Source organism: Oceanomicrobium pacificus (assembly GCF_009833495.1).
GTDB lineage: Bacteria > Pseudomonadota > Alphaproteobacteria > Rhodobacterales > Rhodobacteraceae > Oceanomicrobium > Oceanomicrobium pacificus.
Map to the genome: position 1 here is coordinate 656032 of NZ_WUWG01000003.1, position 19006 is coordinate 675037.

At 64.0% G+C, this 19006-nt stretch carries 21 protein-coding genes; 13 read left to right on the plus strand and 8 right to left on the minus strand.

Annotation, left to right across the window (positions count from 1 at the left end; translation table 11 throughout):
• Positions 1 to 93 precede the first annotated feature (93 nt).
• The 4 genes from uxuA (at position 94) to GSH16_RS09760 (ending at position 4316) form a co-directional block, all read left to right on the plus strand.
• A complete protein-coding gene (gene uxuA / locus GSH16_RS09745) occupies positions 94 to 1287 on the plus strand; it encodes a mannonate dehydratase (RefSeq protein ID WP_160854474.1) in 1194 nt (397 codons plus the stop codon).
• Entirely contained in the window at positions 1284 to 2060 is a 777-nt protein-coding gene (locus GSH16_RS09750; RefSeq protein ID WP_160854476.1) for an SDR family NAD(P)-dependent oxidoreductase, read from the plus strand. The genes uxuA and GSH16_RS09750 overlap by 4 nt, the downstream gene beginning before the upstream one ends.
• A 13-nt stretch (positions 2061 to 2073) precedes the next feature.
• Positions 2074 to 3099, plus strand: coding sequence for an aldose epimerase family protein (locus GSH16_RS09755; RefSeq protein WP_160854478.1), 1026 nt, complete (start codon positions 2074 to 2076; stop codon positions 3097 to 3099).
• A 197-nt stretch (positions 3100 to 3296) separates the two neighbouring features.
• Positions 3297 to 4316 carry an AbrB family transcriptional regulator gene (locus tag GSH16_RS09760; protein WP_160854480.1) on the plus strand — a complete coding sequence of 340 codons (1020 nt, stop codon included), beginning with the start codon at positions 3297 to 3299 and terminating at the stop codon, positions 4314 to 4316.
• Here the strand turns inward: GSH16_RS09760 and kynU are convergent.
• Positions 4309 to 5505 (minus strand): kynureninase, encoded by a 1197-nt coding sequence (gene kynU / locus GSH16_RS09765; RefSeq protein ID WP_160854482.1) that lies wholly within the window; start codon positions 5503 to 5505, stop codon positions 4309 to 4311. The two genes, GSH16_RS09760 and kynU, sit on opposite strands and share 8 nt — an antisense overlap.
• A gap of 122 nt (positions 5506 to 5627) precedes the next feature.
• On the opposite strand from kynU, the gene rnd reads away from it, so the two are divergent.
• Positions 5628 to 6800: a ribonuclease D gene (gene rnd / locus GSH16_RS09770; RefSeq protein ID WP_160854484.1), complete on the plus strand. Its 1173-nt coding sequence runs from the start codon at positions 5628 to 5630 to the stop codon at positions 6798 to 6800.
• 49 nt (positions 6801 to 6849) lie between these two features.
• Here rnd and GSH16_RS09775 read toward each other — a convergent pair whose 3' ends face one another.
• On the minus strand, positions 6850 to 7269 hold the full coding sequence (locus GSH16_RS09775; protein ID WP_160854486.1) for a hypothetical protein: 420 nt from the start codon (positions 7267 to 7269) through the stop codon (positions 6850 to 6852).
• A gap of 161 nt (positions 7270 to 7430) precedes the next feature.
• Here GSH16_RS09775 and GSH16_RS09780 point away from each other — a divergent pair, with 161 nt between their 5' ends.
• From GSH16_RS09780 to GSH16_RS09795, 4 genes are all read left to right on the plus strand, one after another.
• Positions 7431 to 7871, plus strand: a complete 441-nt coding sequence (locus GSH16_RS09780) for a SufE family protein (protein ID WP_160854488.1) — start codon at positions 7431 to 7433, stop codon at positions 7869 to 7871.
• Complete coding sequence (gene bmt / locus GSH16_RS09785; RefSeq protein WP_160854490.1) at positions 7868 to 8899, plus strand: betaine--homocysteine S-methyltransferase; 1032 nt, start codon at positions 7868 to 7870, stop codon at positions 8897 to 8899. Before GSH16_RS09780 ends, bmt begins: the two co-directional genes overlap by 4 nt.
• A gap of 103 nt (positions 8900 to 9002) precedes the next feature.
• On the plus strand, positions 9003 to 9701 hold the full coding sequence (locus GSH16_RS09790; RefSeq protein ID WP_160854492.1) for a corrinoid protein: 699 nt from the start codon (positions 9003 to 9005) through the stop codon (positions 9699 to 9701).
• 14 nt (positions 9702 to 9715) lie between these two features.
• Positions 9716 to 10339 carry a DUF1638 domain-containing protein gene (locus GSH16_RS09795; protein WP_160854494.1) on the plus strand — a complete coding sequence of 208 codons (624 nt, stop codon included), beginning with the start codon at positions 9716 to 9718 and terminating at the stop codon, positions 10337 to 10339.
• Here the strand turns inward: GSH16_RS09795 and GSH16_RS09800 are convergent.
• Both GSH16_RS09800 and GSH16_RS09805 read right to left on the minus strand, forming a co-directional pair.
• On the minus strand, positions 10330 to 11670 hold the full coding sequence (locus tag GSH16_RS09800) for a sigma-54-dependent transcriptional regulator (RefSeq protein ID WP_160854496.1): 1341 nt from the start codon (positions 11668 to 11670) through the stop codon (positions 10330 to 10332). The two genes, GSH16_RS09795 and GSH16_RS09800, sit on opposite strands and share 10 nt — an antisense overlap.
• Positions 11671 to 11672: 2 nt before the next feature.
• Complete coding sequence (locus GSH16_RS09805) at positions 11673 to 13430, minus strand: sensor histidine kinase (protein WP_160854498.1); 1758 nt, start codon at positions 13428 to 13430, stop codon at positions 11673 to 11675.
• 104 nt (positions 13431 to 13534) lie between these two features.
• Here GSH16_RS09805 and msrP point away from each other — a divergent pair, with 104 nt between their 5' ends.
• Positions 13535 to 14509 carry a protein-methionine-sulfoxide reductase catalytic subunit MsrP gene (gene msrP / locus GSH16_RS09810; RefSeq protein WP_160854500.1) on the plus strand — a complete coding sequence of 325 codons (975 nt, stop codon included), beginning with the start codon at positions 13535 to 13537 and terminating at the stop codon, positions 14507 to 14509.
• Positions 14510 to 14521: 12 nt separating this feature from the next.
• On the opposite strand, the gene purQ is transcribed toward msrP, so the two are convergent.
• Genes purQ through purC form a run of 3 tightly spaced genes read right to left on the minus strand, consistent with a single transcriptional unit; the run spans position 14522 to position 16222 of the window.
• Complete coding sequence (gene purQ / locus GSH16_RS09815; RefSeq protein ID WP_160854502.1) at positions 14522 to 15193, minus strand: phosphoribosylformylglycinamidine synthase subunit PurQ; 672 nt, start codon at positions 15191 to 15193, stop codon at positions 14522 to 14524.
• Positions 15190 to 15432 (minus strand): phosphoribosylformylglycinamidine synthase subunit PurS, encoded by a 243-nt coding sequence (gene purS / locus GSH16_RS09820; protein WP_160854504.1) that lies wholly within the window; start codon positions 15430 to 15432, stop codon positions 15190 to 15192. Before purS ends, purQ begins: the two co-directional genes overlap by 4 nt.
• Positions 15433 to 15460: 28 nt before the next feature.
• Positions 15461 to 16222 carry a phosphoribosylaminoimidazolesuccinocarboxamide synthase gene (gene purC, locus GSH16_RS09825; protein WP_160854506.1) on the minus strand — a complete coding sequence of 254 codons (762 nt, stop codon included), beginning with the start codon at positions 16220 to 16222 and terminating at the stop codon, positions 15461 to 15463.
• A 168-nt stretch (positions 16223 to 16390) separates the two neighbouring features.
• Between purC and GSH16_RS09830 the strand changes: the two genes are divergently transcribed.
• Positions 16391 to 16705, plus strand: coding sequence for a DUF1476 domain-containing protein (locus GSH16_RS09830; RefSeq protein WP_160854508.1), 315 nt, complete (start codon positions 16391 to 16393; stop codon positions 16703 to 16705).
• A 102-nt stretch (positions 16706 to 16807) separates the two neighbouring features.
• Here GSH16_RS09830 and purB read toward each other — a convergent pair whose 3' ends face one another.
• Positions 16808 to 18112, minus strand: a complete 1305-nt coding sequence (gene purB, locus GSH16_RS09835) for an adenylosuccinate lyase (protein ID WP_160854510.1) — start codon at positions 18110 to 18112, stop codon at positions 16808 to 16810.
• An 81-nt stretch (positions 18113 to 18193) separates the two neighbouring features.
• Between purB and GSH16_RS09840 the strand changes: the two genes are divergently transcribed.
• Together GSH16_RS09840 and GSH16_RS09845 are read left to right on the plus strand one after the other, a co-directional pair.
• Positions 18194 to 18544 (plus strand): hypothetical protein, encoded by a 351-nt coding sequence (locus GSH16_RS09840; RefSeq protein WP_160854512.1) that lies wholly within the window; start codon positions 18194 to 18196, stop codon positions 18542 to 18544.
• A complete protein-coding gene (locus GSH16_RS09845; RefSeq protein ID WP_160854514.1) occupies positions 18541 to 18984 on the plus strand; it encodes a DUF6314 family protein in 444 nt (147 codons plus the stop codon). Before GSH16_RS09840 ends, GSH16_RS09845 begins: the two co-directional genes overlap by 4 nt.
• The last annotated feature ends 22 nt before the right edge of the window (positions 18985 to 19006 follow it).

A 19006-nucleotide genomic window follows, 5' to 3' on the forward strand; every position in this document is an offset into this window, starting at 1 on the left:
AAATCGTAGCGTTTCGCATGTCTGGACCAACAAAAGACTTGAACTGCGGTTCGGGCTTGGCCGATACCTTGGGGAAAAGGGAGATTCGATCAGATGCTGCAATCCTGGCGTTGGTATGGGCCTGAAGATCCGGTGCCGCTCGAACATGTCCGGCAGGCCGGTGCGACCGACATCGTGACCGCGCTGCACGACATGTATGACGGCCGGATCTGGCCGGTGGAGGCGATCCGCGCGCGGCGCGAATTGATCGAAGCGGCCGGTCTGCGCTGGACCGTGGTGGAGAGTATTCCCGTGTCCAACCTGATCGAACGGGACGGGGCCGCGGCCCGGCAGGAGATCGAGAATTTCAAGCAGACGATGCGCAACCTTGCCGAAGAGGGGCTGGAGATAATCTGCTACAATTTCATGCCGATCGTCGACTGGACGCGAACCGACCTGCGCTATCCGGCACCCTATGGCGGGCTGGCGCTGCGCTTCGATCCGCTCGACTTCGCTGGGTATGACCTGTTCGTGCTGGAGCGCGATGGTGCGGCCGAGGATTATGACGCGGCAACCATCGAAGCGGCGCGCGCGCGGTTTGACGGCTGGGATGAGGAAACCATCAACACGCTGGAATTCAACATCATTTCCGGCCTTCCCGGGGCAGAGAGCCACTACAACCGGCAGAGCATCGCGGACCTGATCGCGACATTTGCCGATGTGGATGAGGACCGTCTGCGGGCCAACCTGATTGCCTTCCATGACGAGATCATCCCGCTGGCCGAAAGCCTCGGCCTGCGCATGTGCCTGCATCCCGATGATCCGCCGATCCCGCTCTTCGGGCTGCCGCGGGTGCTGAGCACCCAAGCCCAGTATCGCGCCATCTTCGAGGCCCATCCGTCGCTGGCCAATGGCATCACCTTCTGCACCGGTTCGCTCGGCGCGCGTGCGGACAATGACCTCGCCGCGATGGTCCGCGAATTTGCCCCGCGCATTCACTTCGCCCATCTTCGCAACGTGAAACGCGAGGAGGATGGCAGCTTCTTCGAGGCCGACCATCTCGAAGGGTCGACCGACATGGTGGAGATCGTCGACCTGATGCTGCGGGAGGAACGCCGGCGGCGGGCCGAGGGCCGAAAGGATGCGGAATTTCCGATGCGGCCCGATCACGGGCATCTGCTGCTCGATGATATCCACAAGACAACCTATCCCGGCTACTCGGCGATCGGTCGTCTGAAGGGCCTCGCGGAGCTGCGCGGCGTCATGGCGGCGCTCGACCGGGCAGCAGGGCAGGAGGCCGGGGCATGAGCGGGTTTGAGGGCAAGGTTGCGGTGGTCACCGGATCGAGCGGGATCGGGCTCGGCGCGGCGCTCCATTTCGCGCGGCATGGTGCGACCGTTTATGTCTGCGGGATCGACCCGGCTCTGAATGAAACGGCGCGGGCCGAAGGGCAGGGGTTCGCTTTCTCGGTCGCGCCGGTCGATGTGGCCGATGCCGATCAGGTGCGGGACTGGATCGACGGGATCGCGGCGGAGGCCGGCGGAATCGATATTCTGGTCAATGCAGCAGCCATCCAGACATACGGGGACACGGAATCGACGGACGTTGCGCACTGGAACCGGTCCATCGCGATCAACCTGACATCTTGCTATCTGACATCGCATTTCGCCTATCCGCACATGAAGAAACGCGGTGGCGGGTCGATCGTCCATGTCTCGTCGGTGCAGGGGCACAGCAACCAGTTCGGCGTTCTGGCCTATGCGACGACAAAGGGCGGCATCCATGCCTTTACCCGCGCGCAGGCCGTCGATGCCGCAAGAGACGGGATCCGCGTCAATTCGATCAGCCCGGGCTCGATCCGCACGCCGCTTTTGGAATTTGCCGCGCGGGAAATCGTCGGCGAAGGCAATGATATCGAGGAAACGATCGCCGGTTTCGGCAAGGCCCATCCGATCGGGCGCGTCGGCACGGTGGAGGAAACGAGCGAGTTGATCGGGTTCCTGTGCAGCGACAAGGCGGGCTTCTGCACCGGTGCGGACTACCGGATCGACGGGGCGCTGACCGCCCATATCGGTGTCTGACGCCGCAGTGCTCATGTCTGGCGACGGCCCCGTCTGGCAGTTTGACTGGGACCGGCTGTCCGGCGAGGTCCAGGCGCTCGGCGGTATGGCGGGACCGGTCCATTTCGACCTCGGCACGCGCCGCATCCAGCCTTTCGCCATTGCCCCTTGGGGGGACGACCCGCTTGACCGGCGCAACACGCTGCCGCCGATCCTGCGGCGGCTTCGCGGGGAATGGCCCTGCGTGCCGTTCGGGATGCCGGAGCTGCGGACGGACCTGCCGGACCGTTGGCGCGCGGGGCTGGACCCGGGGTTGCACCCCGTGGATCGCTGGCCGCACGGGTTCGGAGCAAATCATCTCTGGCACCGCTTAGCGGGACCGTCCGAGCGTTTGACCATCGGCATCGACTATCCGGCTGACCATGCGGTGAAGCGGCTGGAGCGGTCCCTGTCGGAAGGTCCGGACGGGGCTTTGGACATCGGCCTGACGGTTGAGATGCGCCGCGACGCGCTTTTGCCTCTGGGCTTGCATCCCGTCTTCCGCCTGCCGGACGAGGCGGGCGCGGGCCAACTTGATATCCCGTCTGCCGTCCGCGTGCACAGTTTTCCGCTTCCGGTGGAGCCGGGGCGGTCGGTCCTGCAGCCGGGTCAGGCGGCGGACGGGCTGGGCCGGCTTGCGCTGGAGGCTGGCGGCCATGCGGACATGTCCCGACTGCCTCTGCCTGTGCCGACGGAGGAGCTTCTGCTTGTCGACCTGACTGAGGGGCATGTTGAACTGTGCAATATTTCAGAGGGTTACCGGGTCATATTGACATGGGATGTGTCGCTCTTTCCCTCCTGCCTGCTCTGGGTGTCCACCGGCGGGCGGACGGACTATCCGTGGAACGGGCGGTTCAACGCGATCGGGATCGAGCCTGTCGCGGCGCCCTTCGATCTGGGAGAGATCATGGCCCGCAATCCTGATCTGCCGATCGCCAGCGAGCGGCACCACAGGGCCCTGCGATTGACGGCGGCGGACGGGTTGCGCACGCGATATTCAATCTCCGTTTCCGATATTTGACATTGTTTCAGATGGATACTGGCTCTGGTGAACTGATTGGTTGAAGATTGGGGCGCGGATGCTTTCGATAGGACGCCGCAGCCGAGATCCTTTTCCACCGCCAATCCCGCGCGGTGTCAGTTGCATGACAGGGTGGCGGCGTAGATGGTCGGACGGGCCATAGCCCCGCGCGCCCCAAGCCACGGACCAGAGACCTGATGTCGATCCGCCTCCGCCTGCAAACGCTGATCATCGCCGCGGCCGGGGCTTTGGCTTTCCTCTATCTCGGACTGCCCCTGCCATTCCTGCTCGGGCCGCTCTTTTCCTGCCTCGCCGCCGCACTTGCCGGCGCGCGGATGGAGGGGATGGGTGTGCTCGGCGTCGTGATGCGCACGATCCTCGGCGTCGCGGTTGGCGCGTCGATCACACCGGCGCTCTTCCAGCGGCTGCCGGAAATGGTCTATTCCGTCGCGCTCGTGCCACTCTTCGTGCTCGCGATCGGGGCGGCCGGCTATCCGTTCTTCCGCAGGGTCTGCGGGTTCGACGCACCGACGGCCTATTATGCGAGCATGCCGGGCGGCTTGCAGGACATGCTTGTCTTCGGGGAGGAGGCCGGCGCGGACCTGCGCGCTCTGTCGCTCATCCATGCCACGCGGGTGCTTGTCATCGTCTCCGCCGTGCCGTTTCTGCTGACCCAGGCCTGGGGGCTGACGCTCGACCGGCCACCGGGCGAGCCGGCGACGGCCATACCGCCGCATGAACTGGCGCTGATGGTTTTGGCCGCGATCCTCGGCTGGAAGGGGGGTGAGCGCGTCGGGCTGTTCGGGGCCTCGATCCTCGGGCCGCTCATCGCGACGGCGGCCCTGTCTCTGACAGGCCTTTTGCACCACCGCCCGCCGATGGAAGCCATTGTGGCGGCACAGTTTTTCATCGGGCTCGGCGTCGGGGTCAAATATGCGGGCATCACCGGCCGCGAGTTGCGTATCGACGTGAGCGCGGGGGTGGCCTTTTGCTTGGTGCTGGGACTATTGTCGGCGCTCTTCGCATGGGTCGTGACGGCGCTAGGCTGGGCGCCGCCGCTCGAGGCGTTCCTGTCTTTTGCGCCGGGCGGGCAGGCGGAAATGGCGGTGCTGGCGCTGATATCGGGCGCCGACATGGCCTTTATCGTGACCCATCACATGGTCCGGATCATCACGGTGATCTCCGGCGCCCCGCTCTTGGCACGGTTCCTCAGGTAACGGCCACGCGGCGGTGGAATTCCGGCCGGTCCCAGCTTCCGTCCTTCAAGATCCGCGCAAGGATGCCTGCCGCGCGGTCCAGATCGCCCTCGTCAATAAAGAGCGGCGTGATCCCGAACCGCAGAATATCGGGCGCGCGGAAATCTCCGATCACCCCTTCGGCAATCAGTGCCTGCATCACCGCATAGCCCTGCGGGTGCCGGAACGAGACCTGGCTGCCCCGCGCTGCCGGATCGCGCGGTGTGGCGAGCGTCACGTCGGGGCATTGCGCTTCCACGGCATCGATGAAGTGCGACGAGAGCGCCAGCGACCGGTCCCGTAGATCGGCCATATCGACCCTGTCCCAGACATCGAGAGCCGTTTCGAGCGCCGCCATGGCCAGCACCGGCGGCGTGCCGACACGCAGACGCCGGACGCCCTCGGCCGGGCGGTAATCTTGGTCGAAGGCAAAGGGCGCTTCGTGGCCGAGCCAGCCCGACAGGGACGGCCGGACACGGTCCGCGAGGTCGGGGCGCACGGCGATGAAGCCCGGCGCACCCGGTCCGCCATTGAGGAACTTGTAGGTGCAGCCGACGGCGAAATCGACGCCGAGACCGGCAATGTCGAGGTCGACCGCACCGGCAGAATGGGCCAGATCCCAGACAGTTACGATGCCAAGCTCCTGTGCCCGCCGTGTCAGCCGCGCCATGTCATGCCGGCGACCGGTCCGGTAATCGACCTCCGTTAGCATCAGGACTGCCACGTCTTCGGAGAGATGCGCCTCCACCTCCTGCGGTGCAGGTGTGACGAGCCGGTGCCCCCGGTCAAGCGCGCCGATCAGCCCCTGCGCCATGTAGAGGTCGGAGGGAAAGTTTCCATTGTCCGACAGGATGATCTTGCGGTCAGGCGCAAGCTCCAGCGCGGCCGACAGGGCCTGAAACACCTTGACTGACAGCGTGTCCCCAACCGTGACGGATCCGGGATCCGCACCGATCAGCCGGGCGATCCGGTCACCGATCATGTCCGGCTGGTCCATCCATCCGGCGCTGTTCCATGCGCGGATCAGGTGCTGGCCCCATTCGTCCCGCGCCACCTGTGCCAGCCGGTCGACTGCGCCCCGCGGCAGGGGGCCGAGCGAATTGCCGTCGAGATAGATGACCCCCTCGGGCAGATCAAATGCGGCGCGGGTGGCATTGAAATCGGTTGGCATGGACTGGGGCTCCGGGCTTCTGTTGGCACCTGATTGCCCCGATCAACCGCCCTTGGCAAGGGCCGGGCGGTCCGTCGCGCTTTGGCATTGTTTTCCGCCGCCCTGCGGGGCTATATCGCGGGATGCAGATCATAAAAACAACAGACGAGCTGGCGCGATTCTGCGCCGAATGCGCCAAACATCCCTACGTTACGGTCGATACCGAATTTCTTCGGGAGCGGACCTATTATGCCGAGCTCTGCCTCGTGCAACTGGCCATGCCCGGCGAGGATGACAGCACGGCGGCGCTGATCGACACGCTGGCGGACGGGATTTCGCTCGATCCGCTCTACGATCTTTTCCGTGACACGTCGGTCGTGAAAGTCTTCCATGCCGCCCGTCAGGATCTGGAGATTTTCTATCTGCAGGGCGGGGTGCTGCCGAAACCCTTTTTCGACACGCAGGTTGCGGCGATGGTCTGCGGCTTCGGCGAACAGGCCGGCTACGAGACGCTCGTGCGCAAGATCGCCAAGGGTCAGGTCGACAAAAGCTCGCGCTTCACCGACTGGTCGCGCCGCCCGCTGACCGAGAAGCAGATGCGCTATGCGATTGCGGATGTGACGCATCTGCGCGTGATCTACGAGTTTCTGGCCGAGAAGCTGGAGGAAACCGGTCGCACCGAATGGGTGGAGGAGGAAATCGCCATCCTGATGAACCCCGATACCTATGTGGTCGACCCCGAAACCGCCTGGCAGCGGTTGCGGATCAAGACCACCTCGGGACCGTTTCTTGCCATCGTGCGCGAACTTGCGAAATTCCGTGAGGAAACCGCCAAGAGCCGCAACGTGCCACGCAATCGCATCCTGAAGGATGACGCGATCATGGAACTGGCCTCGACCCGGCCGAAAAACATGGGCGATCTGGGCAAGTCGCGTCTCCTCTTGCGCGAAGCGCGATCTGGCGCCACGGCAGAGGGCATTCTGGCTGCCGTTGCCCGCGCCGAAGCCCTGCCGAAAAGCGCGTGGCCGAGCGTGCCGGAACGCCCGCGAAACCAGAACAACAACGATGCGCTGACCGACCTTCTGCGTGTGCTCCTGAAGGGCAAGGCGGAAAAGTCGAAAGTCGCGCAGAAGCTGATCGCCAACGCCGCCGACCTTGACGCGATTGCCAACAGCGACGCGCCGGATGTCGCCGCTATGTCGGGCTGGCGCTGGAAACTGTTCGGACAGGAGGCGATGCGCCTGAAACGTGGAGAAATCGCGCTGTCTTCGGACGGCCGCCGGATCCGCATCGTGGATATTGCCAAGGCGGACTGACCGCCCTTGGCAACGGGTGATCTATCAGGTGGCCACGCCCGCCGCCCGTCTAGCGGCCGCGCACCGTCATCTGATTGGTCTTGCTGACCACGGTGCCGGCCGTGACGCCGACAAGCTCTGACCGCCGCAGGTGCAGGGCCGCGATGATCTGGCGGGACCGTGCGGTCCCGGTCGAGGTGGCTTCGACAGGCGGCTGGGCGAGCATCTCGAAGACCAGCGTGTTGCCGCGGCGTTCGATCAGGCGCAGTTGCGGGTCGAAATAGCCCTGCCGCGGCGTCCGGCCCATCGCATAGAGCACAACCCCGTCATCGGTTGTCTGGTACCGGACGGCGACGATCTCGTCGACGCGGGTCAGCCGCCCCTGACGTTCGGCCTCGACCTCGGCCACTGTCGGCGGGGCCAGACCGGGCAGGTTGGTCGTACAGGCGGCGAGCAGCACCGCGAGAGCCGGGAAGAACGCAAATTTCATCTTCTACACCTCAACTGGTCCCCGAAAGGGATACCGAGCCGGCGCGTGAATGAAAAGCATCTTCCCGCCCATGCGCGAAAAGCGCGCGCCGGTCCATCGCGGGACTGGACCTTGTCTGGCCAAAGGCTTAAGTCCTCAGCCAGCAGAAAGGATCGCACCCCGTGACCACCGACCGTTTCGAAGAGATTGCCGGGAATTTCGAGTTTCTCGACGAATGGGAAGACCGGTATCGCTATGTGATCGAGCTCGGCAAGGATATGCCGGCGCTCGAGGAGGCGTTTCGCGTGCCTGCGACCAAGGTGGACGGCTGTGCCTCGCAGGTCTGGATCGTGCCGCAGATCGACGGGACCGGACCGGACGCCGTCCTGCATTTCCGCGGTGACAGCGATGCGATGATCGTGCGTGGCCTCATTGCCATTCTGCACGCGCTCTATGATGGCCAGACGGCGCGGAACGTGCTTGCCACCGACGCACTGGCGCAAATGGCCCGCCTCGGACTGGACCAGCATTTGTCGGCGCAGCGCTCCAACGGGCTGCGCGCCATGATTTCCCGGATCCGGTCGCTTGCAAGCGGCCTGGCCGAACAGGAGGATCGCACGTGACTTCGCCCCTGACAGACCTTCTCGACACGCAAGGCTGGGTTCTGGCCGACGGTGCCACTGGCACCAATCTCTTTGCCATGGGGCTCGCCGCTGGCGAGGCGCCCGAACTGTGGAACACCGACGCGCCGGAAAAAATCCGTGCGCTCTATGACGGGGCGATTGGGGCGGGCAGCGATCTGTTCCTGACCAACAGTTTCGGGGGCAATGCCTCCCGACTAGCGCTGCATGATGCGCAAAACCGCGTTCACGAGTTGAACCGGATCGCCGCTGAGATCGGCCGCGAGGCCGCGGACGCCGCCGGGCGCAAGATCATCGTCGCAGGCTCGATGGGCCCGACGGGCGAAATTCTGAAGCCGGTCGGCACACTCACCCACAGTCTCGCTGTCGAGATGTTCGAGGAGCAGGCGCGGGGCCTTGTCGACGGCGGGGCCGACCTATTGTGGGTGGAAACCATCTCCGCCCCCGAGGAATTTCGTGCGGCGGCCGAGGCGATCGCCAATGTCGGCGCGGACTGGGTCGGCACGATGAGCTTCGATACGGCCGGGCGCACGATGATGGGTGTCACATCGGCCGACATGGTCACGCTGGTTGAAAGCCTTCCCAATCCGCCGCTGGCCTTCGGTGCCAATTGCGGGGTCGGGGCTTCCGATCTGCTGCGCACCGTGCTGGGGTTCACCGCCGGCGGCGCGGCCCGTCCGATCGTGTCCAAGGGCAATGCCGGCATCCCGAAATATGTAGACGGCCACATCCATTATGACGGCACGCCGGACCTGATGGCGCAGTATGCGGTGATGGCGCGCGACTGCGGCGCCAGCATCATCGGCGGCTGTTGCGGAACAATGCCCGCGCATCTGGAACAGATGCGCCGCGCGCTGGAGGAAACAGCCCCCGGTCCGGCCCCCGATCTCGCCGCGATCGAGGCCGCGCTCGGCGGCTTCTCGTCGGCCAGCGATGGCACCGGCGATGCCGCCCCGTCGCGGGGCGGTGCAGGCCGGACCCGCCGCCGTGCGCGGGCGAAGTCGGAATAATGCGTGATTTTGTCGCTCTCAAGCCTTAAGAATTTCGGTTCTGTGGCATGTGTCGGAACACATGCCGGTCGGATAGCCGCACCAGAAGTGAAGGAAATGGCCCATGTCGCAAGACGAAGATGACCTGGTTCTCAGCGAACTGAACGATGAGGAACTCGTGCTGCAAATGCATGACGACCTCTATGACGGCATGAAGGAAGAGATCGAGGAGGCGGTTCACATCCTGCTCGATCGGGGCTGGCAGCCCTATGACATCCTGACAAAGGCGCTGGTCGAGGGCATGCGGATCGTCGGCATCGACTTCCGCGACGGAATTCTGTTCGTGCCCGAGGTGCTCCTTGCCGCAGGCGCGATGAAGGGCGGCATGGCAATCCTGAAGCCGCTCCTGATCGAAACCGGCGCGCCGCGGCTGGGCAAGATGGTGATCGGAACCGTCAAGGGCGACATTCACGACATCGGCAAGAACCTCGTCTCGATGATGATGGAGGGTGCGGGCTTCGAAGTGCGCGATCTTGGCATCAACAATGCGGTCGAATCCTACCTTGAAGCCGCGGTCGAAGAACAAGCCGACATTGTCGGCATGTCCGCGCTTCTGACCACGACGATGCCTTATATGAAGGTCGTCATCGATACGATGGTCGAGCAGGGGATCCGCGACGATTATATCGTGCTCGTGGGTGGTGCGCCGCTCAACGAGGAGTTTGGTAAGGCGATCGGGGCGGATGCCTATTGCCGCGACGCGGCGGTGGCCGTTGAAACCGCTAAACAGCTGATCGCGCGCAAACACAATCAGGTCGCCTGACGCGGGAGGGCCGGATGCCCGAACCGACAACAGAAACGCGGGGCAGGACCGGCAAACCGGTCCTGCTGCTGGCTTGCGGCGCGCTGGCACGCGAGGTGCTGGCGCTCGTCGAGATGAACGGCTGGACCCATCTCGACCTGCACTGCCTGCCCGCCAAGCTCCACCTTGAGCCCGCCCGGATTCCGGATGCGGTCGAGGAGGCCGTCACGCGGATGCGTGATGCCTATGACAGGGTCTATGTGCTCTATGCCGATTGCGGGACGGGCGGGTTGCTGCAGGCGCGCTGCGACGCGCTCGGGGTCGAGATGATCGCCGGACCCCATTGCTACAGCTTCTTCGAAGGCAACGCGACGTTTGCCGCGCATGATGATGAAATCACATCATTTTATCTGACCGATTTTCTTGTCCGGCAGTTCGATGCCTTCGTCTGGAAACCGATGGGTCTGGACCGCCATCCCCAGTTGCGGGATCAAATTTTCGCCCATTACGAGACGCTGGTCTATCTGGCCCAGACCGACGATCCGGCGCTTGACGGGGCAGCGGAGGAGGCCGCCGCCCGGCTCGGTCTGGCCTATGAGCGGCGGTCGACCGGATATGGCGATCTCGCACCCTTCATGGCGCGGGCCGCTCAGATGTAATCCGAGCGGTTCAGCCCGTATTTCGCCATTTTCTCGTTGAGCGTCCGGCGCGGCACGGCCAGTTCGTCGATCACCGATGCCACCGATCCGCGATTGCGGCGCAGTGCCGTTTCGATCAGCATCCGCTCGAACGCCTCCACATGTTCGCGCAAGGGGCGTTCTTTGGTGTCTGCGCCCGGAGCAGGGGCCATGTCGTCGGCCTGCAGAAGCTGCGCGATGTTGGTTGCGCCGCGCCGCGTCTGCAGCACCGCCCGTTCGGCCAGGTTGATGAGCTGCCGCACATTGCCCGGCCAGGGGGCTTGCAGCAGCGCCGCAGCATCGCTGGCGCTCACTTCCGGCGGCTCGCAGCCATATTCATCGGCAAACTGGCTGGTGAAACGGGTGAAGAGCATCAGGATATCCTCCCCCCGATCGCGCAGCGCGGGTGCTTTCAACTCCATCGCGGCCAGCCGGTAGAACAGGTCCTGACGGATTTTCGGATGGCCGAGCGCACTGACCGGTTCCGGCGTGATCGCGATGATCCGGAGCTGGTGGTCGGGACCCGCATCCACCGGCGCGTCGGAGATAAGCGTCAGCAGCTTGGCCTGCAGCGCGTCCGGCAATTCCTCGATATTCTCCAGACAGAGCGTGCCGCCCTCGGCCTGTTCGACGGCCGGCTTCTGGCTCAACTCATCGTCCGACCCGAAGAGGAGCGCATCGAGCGTGTCAGCATCGTGCGCTGCGCAGTTGACCGTCACGAAGGGTCGGCCCTGACGGGGGCCACAGGCATGGAGCGCATGGGCCATCAGCGACTTTCCGGTGCCGGTTTCGCCCGAGATCAGCACATGGCCGTCCGCCTGAGCGAGGTCGAGGATCTCCTCGCGCAGATGCTCCACCGCGTCGCTCGCGCCCATCAGCTTGTTGAGGAGCACCGAGCCGTTCGACAGTTCACGTCGCAGGTTGCGATTGTCGAGGGTCAGGCGCCGCGCCTCACCCGCGCGCCGAACAAGTTCCGCCAACCGTTCGGGATCGAACGGTTTTTCAACAAATTCATAGGCGCCGATCCGCATCGCCTCGACGGCCAGCTGGATGTCGCCATGTCCGGTGATCAGGATGACGGGAAGCGCCGGGTCGATGCTTTGCAGCTTTTTCAGCAGCGCCATACCGTCGGTGCCGGGCATCCGGATATCGGTGATGACGATACCGGGATAGCTGGCATCGATGGTGCGGAGCGCGGATTCCGCGCTGTCATGGGTGGTGGTGCGATAGCCCGACAGGCTCAGCCATTGCGAGATGCTGTCGCGCATATCGGCTTCGTCATCGACGATGGTCACGGCAATAGGTTCGGCCATAGTTACTCCGCAGCCCGTGTGGTCGGTTGATGCAGGGGCAGTTGCAGTTCGAAAACCGCGCCGCCCTCGGGATGGTTCCGTGCGATCAGGCGTCCGCCCAACTCGCTCGCGATCCCCGCAGAGATGGCAAGCCCGAGGCCGATGCCCTCTCCGGGTTTCTTGGTCGTGTAGAAGGGCTCGAAGAGCGAATCCGTATCCTCCAGCCCGTGGCCATTGTCGCGCACCGTCAGGCGCACGTTCGGCTGGCCCGCCATGAGGCTGATCTCGATCTTCCGCTCATCCTGCCCCTTGGTGGCGTCGAGCGCATTGCGCAAAAGGTTCACCACGATCTGTTCCAGCCGTACGGCGTCCCCCATCACGATCACAGGCGAATTGGGGACGCGGCGCAGGATTTCAACCCGCGACTGGCTCAATTGTGGGGTCATCATCGACAGGCTGCCGGTCACCGTATCGCGCAGGTCGAGCGGCTGCAGATCGTCGTTGGATTTGCGGGCATAGGATTTCAACTGCCGCGTGATGGCGCCCATCCGTTCGATCAGGTCGTCGATCCGCTGGAAGGAACTGAGCGCCTCGGAACTGCGGTTGCGCGCGATCAGAAGCCGTGCGCCGGCCAGATAGGTCCGCATTGCGGCCAGCGGCTGGTTCAGCTCGTGGCTGACAGCAGCCGACATCTGGCCAAGGGCTGCCAGTTTCGACGCCTGCTCAAGGCTTTGTTCGGTATCTTCAAGCGTCCGCTCAACCCGTTGACGTTCCTCGATTTCCGCCGATAGACGCGCATTGAGCGCGCGCAGCTCCTCGGATTCGCGGCGGATCAGGAGTGACTGTCGCGCGGTGCGCCGCGACAGGAAATAGACAACCGCGGCGGCCAGAAGCGTCATCAGCATGATCTCGAAGGCGAGCACCGCGTTCACCCGCGCGCGGATGTTCTCCAGCGTCGAGAAATAGGTGAGCCGCCAGCCGCGGAACCCGACCTTGGTCTCGTTGCGCAGAAGCGGGGTGTCGTCGATATAGACGTAATTATACTGGTCGCCGTCGACACCGCGGTTGGAGATGGCCCGCTGGACAGCGTTGGGTTCCTCGGTGCGCAGGATGTCCTCAAGCTTCTGGTTCCGCCAGCTTGGGCGCGAGGCAAGGATGATATTGTCGGACCCGTCGGTGACGAAGGCGATCACGTCGGACCGCCGCCAGCTGTCCTCGATCCGTTGCAGATCAACCGTCACCACGATGATGCCGAGCGTGTTCAGCCCGTCGACAACCTTGCGCGCATAATGAAAGCCGATGGCGCCTTCGCCGGGTTCGGACGTGGCAAAAATCGTGCCGCTTTCGCGCAGGGCCTGGGTAAAATAGGGCTGGTCGCTCTTGTTGGTGGACAAGGCGTGCCGGTCGCTTGCCGCCACAACGCGCCCCGTCACGTCGAGCAGTTCGATCGAGGCCGCGCCCAGTTCCTCCTGGAAGTCGATCAGGCGCTGGCTGGTCAGCTGGTAATCCTGACTCTGCAGGGCCGAGATCAGCACGCTGTCGCGTGACAGGATGAGCGGCACGACCGAGTGGCGCTGCAGGATCGACTGGATCGAACCGGAATAGAGCGCGGCCCGCAACTGGCCCTGATTGCGGCTGGTTGCGGTGAACCGGTCGGTCAGCAAAACGTTGGAAAACCAGAGCACGGCCATGGCCGCCACGATCGCAGCCGCCACCGACAGCCGCACCAGCGGGGTGGAGCGGACTTGATCATTGCTGCTGTCTGAACGCCATTGGGCCATGACTAGTTTTAAATTCCGCTGTTGGGCACCTCAAGCGTCTTTGATTGGCGGTTCGGCGGGCTTCCGCCTATCGTGCTGAAAGAGGGAAGAAATTCGAGGATTCCATGCTGTATCACCGCCGACCCGACTGGTGGCTCCCGGACGCGGCCGCCACGCCCGAAAGCGCTTACCTGAACCGCCGCCAGCTTCTGGCCGGCGCCGGCGCCGGGGCGCTTCTGGGCGCAATCGGCCTGCCGAAGGCCGGCCACGCCGCCGTCGCCGAGAGCCCGTTCACACCGATGCCGGCGACCCATCCCGAATATGCGGACGCCGGCCGGCCGGTCACCGCAGAGGATGTGAACGCCGCCTACAACAATTTCTACGAGTTCGGCTCGTCGAAGAAGATTGCCCGTGCCGCACAGGCGCTCGAAAGCGACCCGTGGGTGCTGGAGATCGACGGTCTCGTCGATACGCCGCTATCGATCGACGTGGATGATCTGATGAAGCGCGTGACGCCAGAGGAGCGGATCTACCGCCACCGTTGTGTCGAGGCCTGGTCGATGGTGGTGCCGTGGATCGGACTGCCGCTGCGTGATGTGCTGGCGCTCGCGGCGCCGCAATCGGGCGCGCGCTATGTCCGGTTCGAAACCTTCCTCGATCCCGCGCAGGCACCGGGCCAGAAGCAGCACTGGTATCCCTGGCCCTATGTCGAGGGGCTGACGATCGAGGAAGCGCAGAACGAGCTGCCGCTGCTGGTCGTGGGCGCCTACGGCAAGATCCTGCACAAGCAGTTCGGAGCGCCGATCCGGCTCCATGTGCCGTGGAAATACGGGTTCAAGTCGATCAAATCGATCAAGCGGATCACCTTGACCGACGAACGTCCGGTCAGCTTCTGGGAAGAACTGGCCGCGCAGGAATACGGGTTCTGGGCCAATGTGAACCCCGAAGTGCCGCATCCGCGCTGGTCACAGGCGACGGAACGGGTGCTCGGCGGCGATGATGAGGAAATCCCGACCGCGCTCTACAACGGATACGGGGATCAGGTGGCCCATCTCTACAAGGATATGGGCGACCTGCATGTGCAATCGCTCTGGCGCTAGGGCGCGTGGCGGTCAGGCTCTGACCAGCGCACTGGCCAGACTGTCGAAGAGCCGCCCGCCATCGGTCCCGCCCAGCGCGGGATCGTTGAGCCGTTCGGGATGGGGCATCATCCCCAGAACGCGGCGGTTGTCCGACAGGATGCCGGCAATATCGTCGCGCGACCCGTTCGGGTTCTCCACGTAGCGGAAGGCGACCCGGTCGCTGTCGCGCAGCTCTGCCAGAACTGCGTCGCTGGCGACGAAATTGCCGTCATGATGCGCCACGGGCACCGTGATCGTCTCGCCCGGCCGGTAGGCGCTGGTGAAGGGCGAGTCGCTCGTGCCAACGGTCAGGTGCAGATCGCGGCAGACGAATTTCAGATTGGCGTTGCGCATCAGCGCACCGGGCAGAAGGCCCGCTTCGATCAGAACCTGGAATCCGTTGCAGACGCCGAGCACATGGCCGCCTTTCTGTGCGAACTCGACCACGGCCCGCATGATCGGCGAGCGCGCCGCAATCGCGCCGCAGCGCAGATAGTCGCCGAAGGAAAAGCCACCGGGTATGGCGATCAGGTCGAGGCCCGCAGGCAGGCTGGCATCCTTGTGCCAGACCATCGCGGGGGCCTGTCCGGTCGCGCGTTCCAGCGCCACCGCCATGTCGCGGTCGCAGTTGGACCCGGGAAAGACGATGACAGCCGTCTTCATCCCGCGATCTCCACGTCGTAATCCTCGATCACCGTGTTGGCGAGCAGCTTGTCACACATGGCCCGCACGGCCGTTTCGGCGCGGGCGGCGTCCGTCTCGTCCAGATCGAGCTCGATCACCTTGCCCTGACGGACGCCGTTCACGCCGTCAAAGCCGAGTGCGCCGAGCGCATGACGGACAGCTTCGCCCTGGGGGTCGAGCACGCCGGATTTCAGGGTCACATGAACGCGGGCTTTCATTGCAGGTCCTTTCGCTGGTCTTGGCTGCTCAGTGAACGAGTTTCGGGCCGGCCTGACCGGCGCCGGTGCGCGGCAGCACGCCGAGGCGGCGGGCCACTTCCGTATAGGCATCCGTCAGGCTGCCGAGATCGCGGCGGAACACATCCTTGTCGAGCTTCTCGCCGCTCTCGATGTCCCACAGGCGGCAGCTGTCGGGGCTGATTTCGTCGGCAACGATGAGCCGCTGAAAATCGCCGTCGAACACGCGGCCGATCTCGATCTTGAAATCCACGAGCCGGATGCCGACCGCGAGCATGATGCCGGACATGAAATCGTTCACCCGCAGGGCGAGCGCGACCATGTCGTCCATATCCTGCTGGCTGGCCCAGCCGAAGGCGATGATATGTTCCTCGGTCACCAGCGGATCACCGAGCGCATCGTCCTTGTAGTAGAATTCCACGATCGGACGGGGCAGGGCGGTGCCTTCCTCCATCCCCAGCCGCTTGGCCAGCGAGCCGGCGGCCACATTGCGCACAACCACTTCGAGCGGGATGATCTCCACCGCGCGGATCAACTGCTCGCGCATGTTGAGCCGCTTGATGAAATGGGTCGGCACGCCGATGCTGTTCAGGCCGGACATGAAATATTCGGACAGGCGGTTGTTGAGCACGCCCTTGCCCTCGATCACGTCCTTTTTCTCGGCGTTGAAGGCGGTTGCGTCATCCTTGAAATACTGGATCAGCGTTTCCGGCTCGGGGCCTTCATAGAGGATCTTCGCCTTGCCCTCGTAAACCAGCCGTCGTCTTGCCATTTGGGAACTCCACCAACGGGACCGCGCCCGAAACCAGCGCCGGGTGCATGTGGGCGCTCTATAGGACGTGCGGCGTTTGGGAGCAAGCAATCGCGTCTATTCTCCTTGAGAGCAGGGTGTCGCAGGTCTATCTAGGGGATAACGACAACACCCAAGTGTGGAGCTGACATGAGCACCTTTGACGAACGGGAAACCGCCTTCGAGAACAAATTCGCGCATGACGAGGAAATGCAGTTCAAGGCCGTGGCCCGCCGCAACAAGCTGGTTGGCATCTGGGCCGCCGATCTGCTGGGCAAATCCGGTGCCGAGGCTGACGCCTATGCGCTCGAGGTCGTGAAGGCCGATTTCGAGGAAGCGGGCCATGACGATGTGGTGCGCAAGCTCTCTGCCGACCTGACCGGCCGTGCTGACGAGGCTGCGATCCGCGCCAAGATGGACGAGCTTCTGCTCATCGCCAAGGCGCAGATCCTGAACGAAGCCTGAGCCGTCGGGCGCGGGTGCGCGCCTTCGGCAAGCAGATGAAATGACTAAGGCCGGACCGGGGCGTTCCCGGGCCGGCCTTTTTCATGAGCGGTGTGGTGGTGGTCAGGCGTCGCCGAAGACCCGCTTGAAGATCGTGTCGACCTGCCGCGTGTGGTAGCCGAGATCGAATTTCTCTTCGAGTTCGACTTCGGACAGCGCGGCGCGCACTTCCTCATCGGCCTTCAGCTCTTCGAGGAAATCCTTGCCCTCTTCCCAGACCTTCATCGCGTTGCGCTGGACCAGCCGGTAGGCATCCTCTCGGCTCACACCTTTCTGGGTCAGGGCCAGAAGCACGCGCTGAGAGTGAACAAGCCCACGGAACTTGTTGAGATTGCTCATCATATTCTCAGGATAGACGACGAGTTTCTCGATCACCATTGTCAGACGTGCAAGCGCGAAATCGAGTGTGATGGTCGCGTCGGGGCCGATATTGCGCTCCACGGAACTGTGCGAAATATCCCGCTCGTGCCAGAGCGCGACATTCTCCATCGCCGGGACTACCGCCATGCGGACGAGCCGCGCCAGACCGGTCAGGTTCTCGGTCAGGACCGGGTTGCGCTTGTGCGGCATGGCCGAGGAGCCTTTCTGCCCCTTGGAGAAGAATTCCTCCGCCTCCAGCACCTCGGTGCGCTGCATGTGGCGGATCTCGATGGCGATATTCTCGATCGAGGAGGCGACAACGCCAAGCGCCGCGAAGAAGGCCGCGTGACGGTCGCGCGGGATCACCTGGGTCGAGATCGGCTCGGGTTCCAGTCCCAGCTTCGTGCAGACATGCTCCTCGACCGCAGGGTCGATATTGGCGAAGGTGCCCACTGCGCCCGAGATCGCACCCGTGGCAATCTCCTTGCGGGCCTTTTTCAGCCGGTTCAGGTTGCGGTCCATTTCGGCATAGAAGCGGGCAAAGGTCAGGCCCATGGTCGTCGGCTCGGCATGGATGCCGTGGCTGCGCCCGATCCGCACCGTGTCCTTGTGCTCGAGCGCGCGTTTCTTCAGCGCGGCCAGCAGCTTTTCCATGTCCGCGATGAGCAGGTCCGAGGCGCGCACAAGCTGCACGTTGAAACAGGTGTCTAGCACGTCGGACGAGGTCATGCCCTGATGGACGAACCGGCTCTCCGGCCCGACATGTTCGGCCAGATGGGTCAGGAAGGCGATGACATCATGCTTGGTGACGGCCTCGATCTCGTCGATCCGCGCCACGTCGAATTCGACATCCTTGGCGGTCCAGACGGCTTCGGCGGATTCCTTGGGGATGACGCCAAGCTCGGCCTGCGCATCGCAGGCATGGGCCTCGATCTCGTACCAGATCCGGAACTTCGTCTCAGGTGACCAAATTGCAACCATTTCCGGTCGAGAGTAGCGCGGTATCATCGATATTCACCATGATTGTTGAGGCTGTTTCACGGCCTGATAAACTCTAAGTCACCGCAGAACAAGGAAAGGCATTGCCGCATGGTCGGGATTCGCATCGCCGGGGTCGCTATCGCGCTCCTTTGCGCGCATCCTCTGGCCGCGCAGGAATGGCAAAGACTGAACGACGGGGAGCTTCTGACGACCCTGTCTGGCAAGTCCGTGGCCTTTGACGACCGCTCCAACGCCTATCACAGTTCCGGCCGCCTGCATGAGACGGGCGCACGCGATCTGTGGGGCTACTGGCGTGTTGAACGCGGGCAGCTGTGCCACCAGATGCGGGGCGAACAGGCCTGGTCCTGCTACCGGGTGTCGGCGTCTTGGCGCGACGGGTTGCAGCTTCTGCGGTTCCGCGACGATACCGGGCGGGAGCAGGACGGGCGGATCGAATGACCGCGCCGCAGGCGTTGAGCGACTTTCTCGGAACATGGGACATCGAACGGCGGATCGACAGCGACCGGCCGGGGCAGGGCGGGCGCTTTCGCGGGACCGCAACGATTTCGGCGCGGGAGTCCGGCGCGCTCTATCACGAAAAAGGACGGCTGATGCTGCCCGACGGCACCGGTTTTCTGGCCGAGCGGCGTTATCACTGGAGTGCGGACGGCACGGGCGGAATTGCGGTCCGCTTCGACGATGGCCGACCGTTCCACCGGATCGGCCTTGGGGCGCCGGGCGCGCGGGACGATCACCTCTGTGCGGCGGATATGTACCGCGTTGCCTACGGTTTTTCGCGCTGGCCCCTCTGGCAGAGCCGCTGGCAGGTGACCGGCCCCGCCAAGGATTATCTGATGGTCTCGGACTATCGCCGCAGTGCAGCATCGGACTTGTCTTGACGCCCCCTTTGGTGCAAGACAA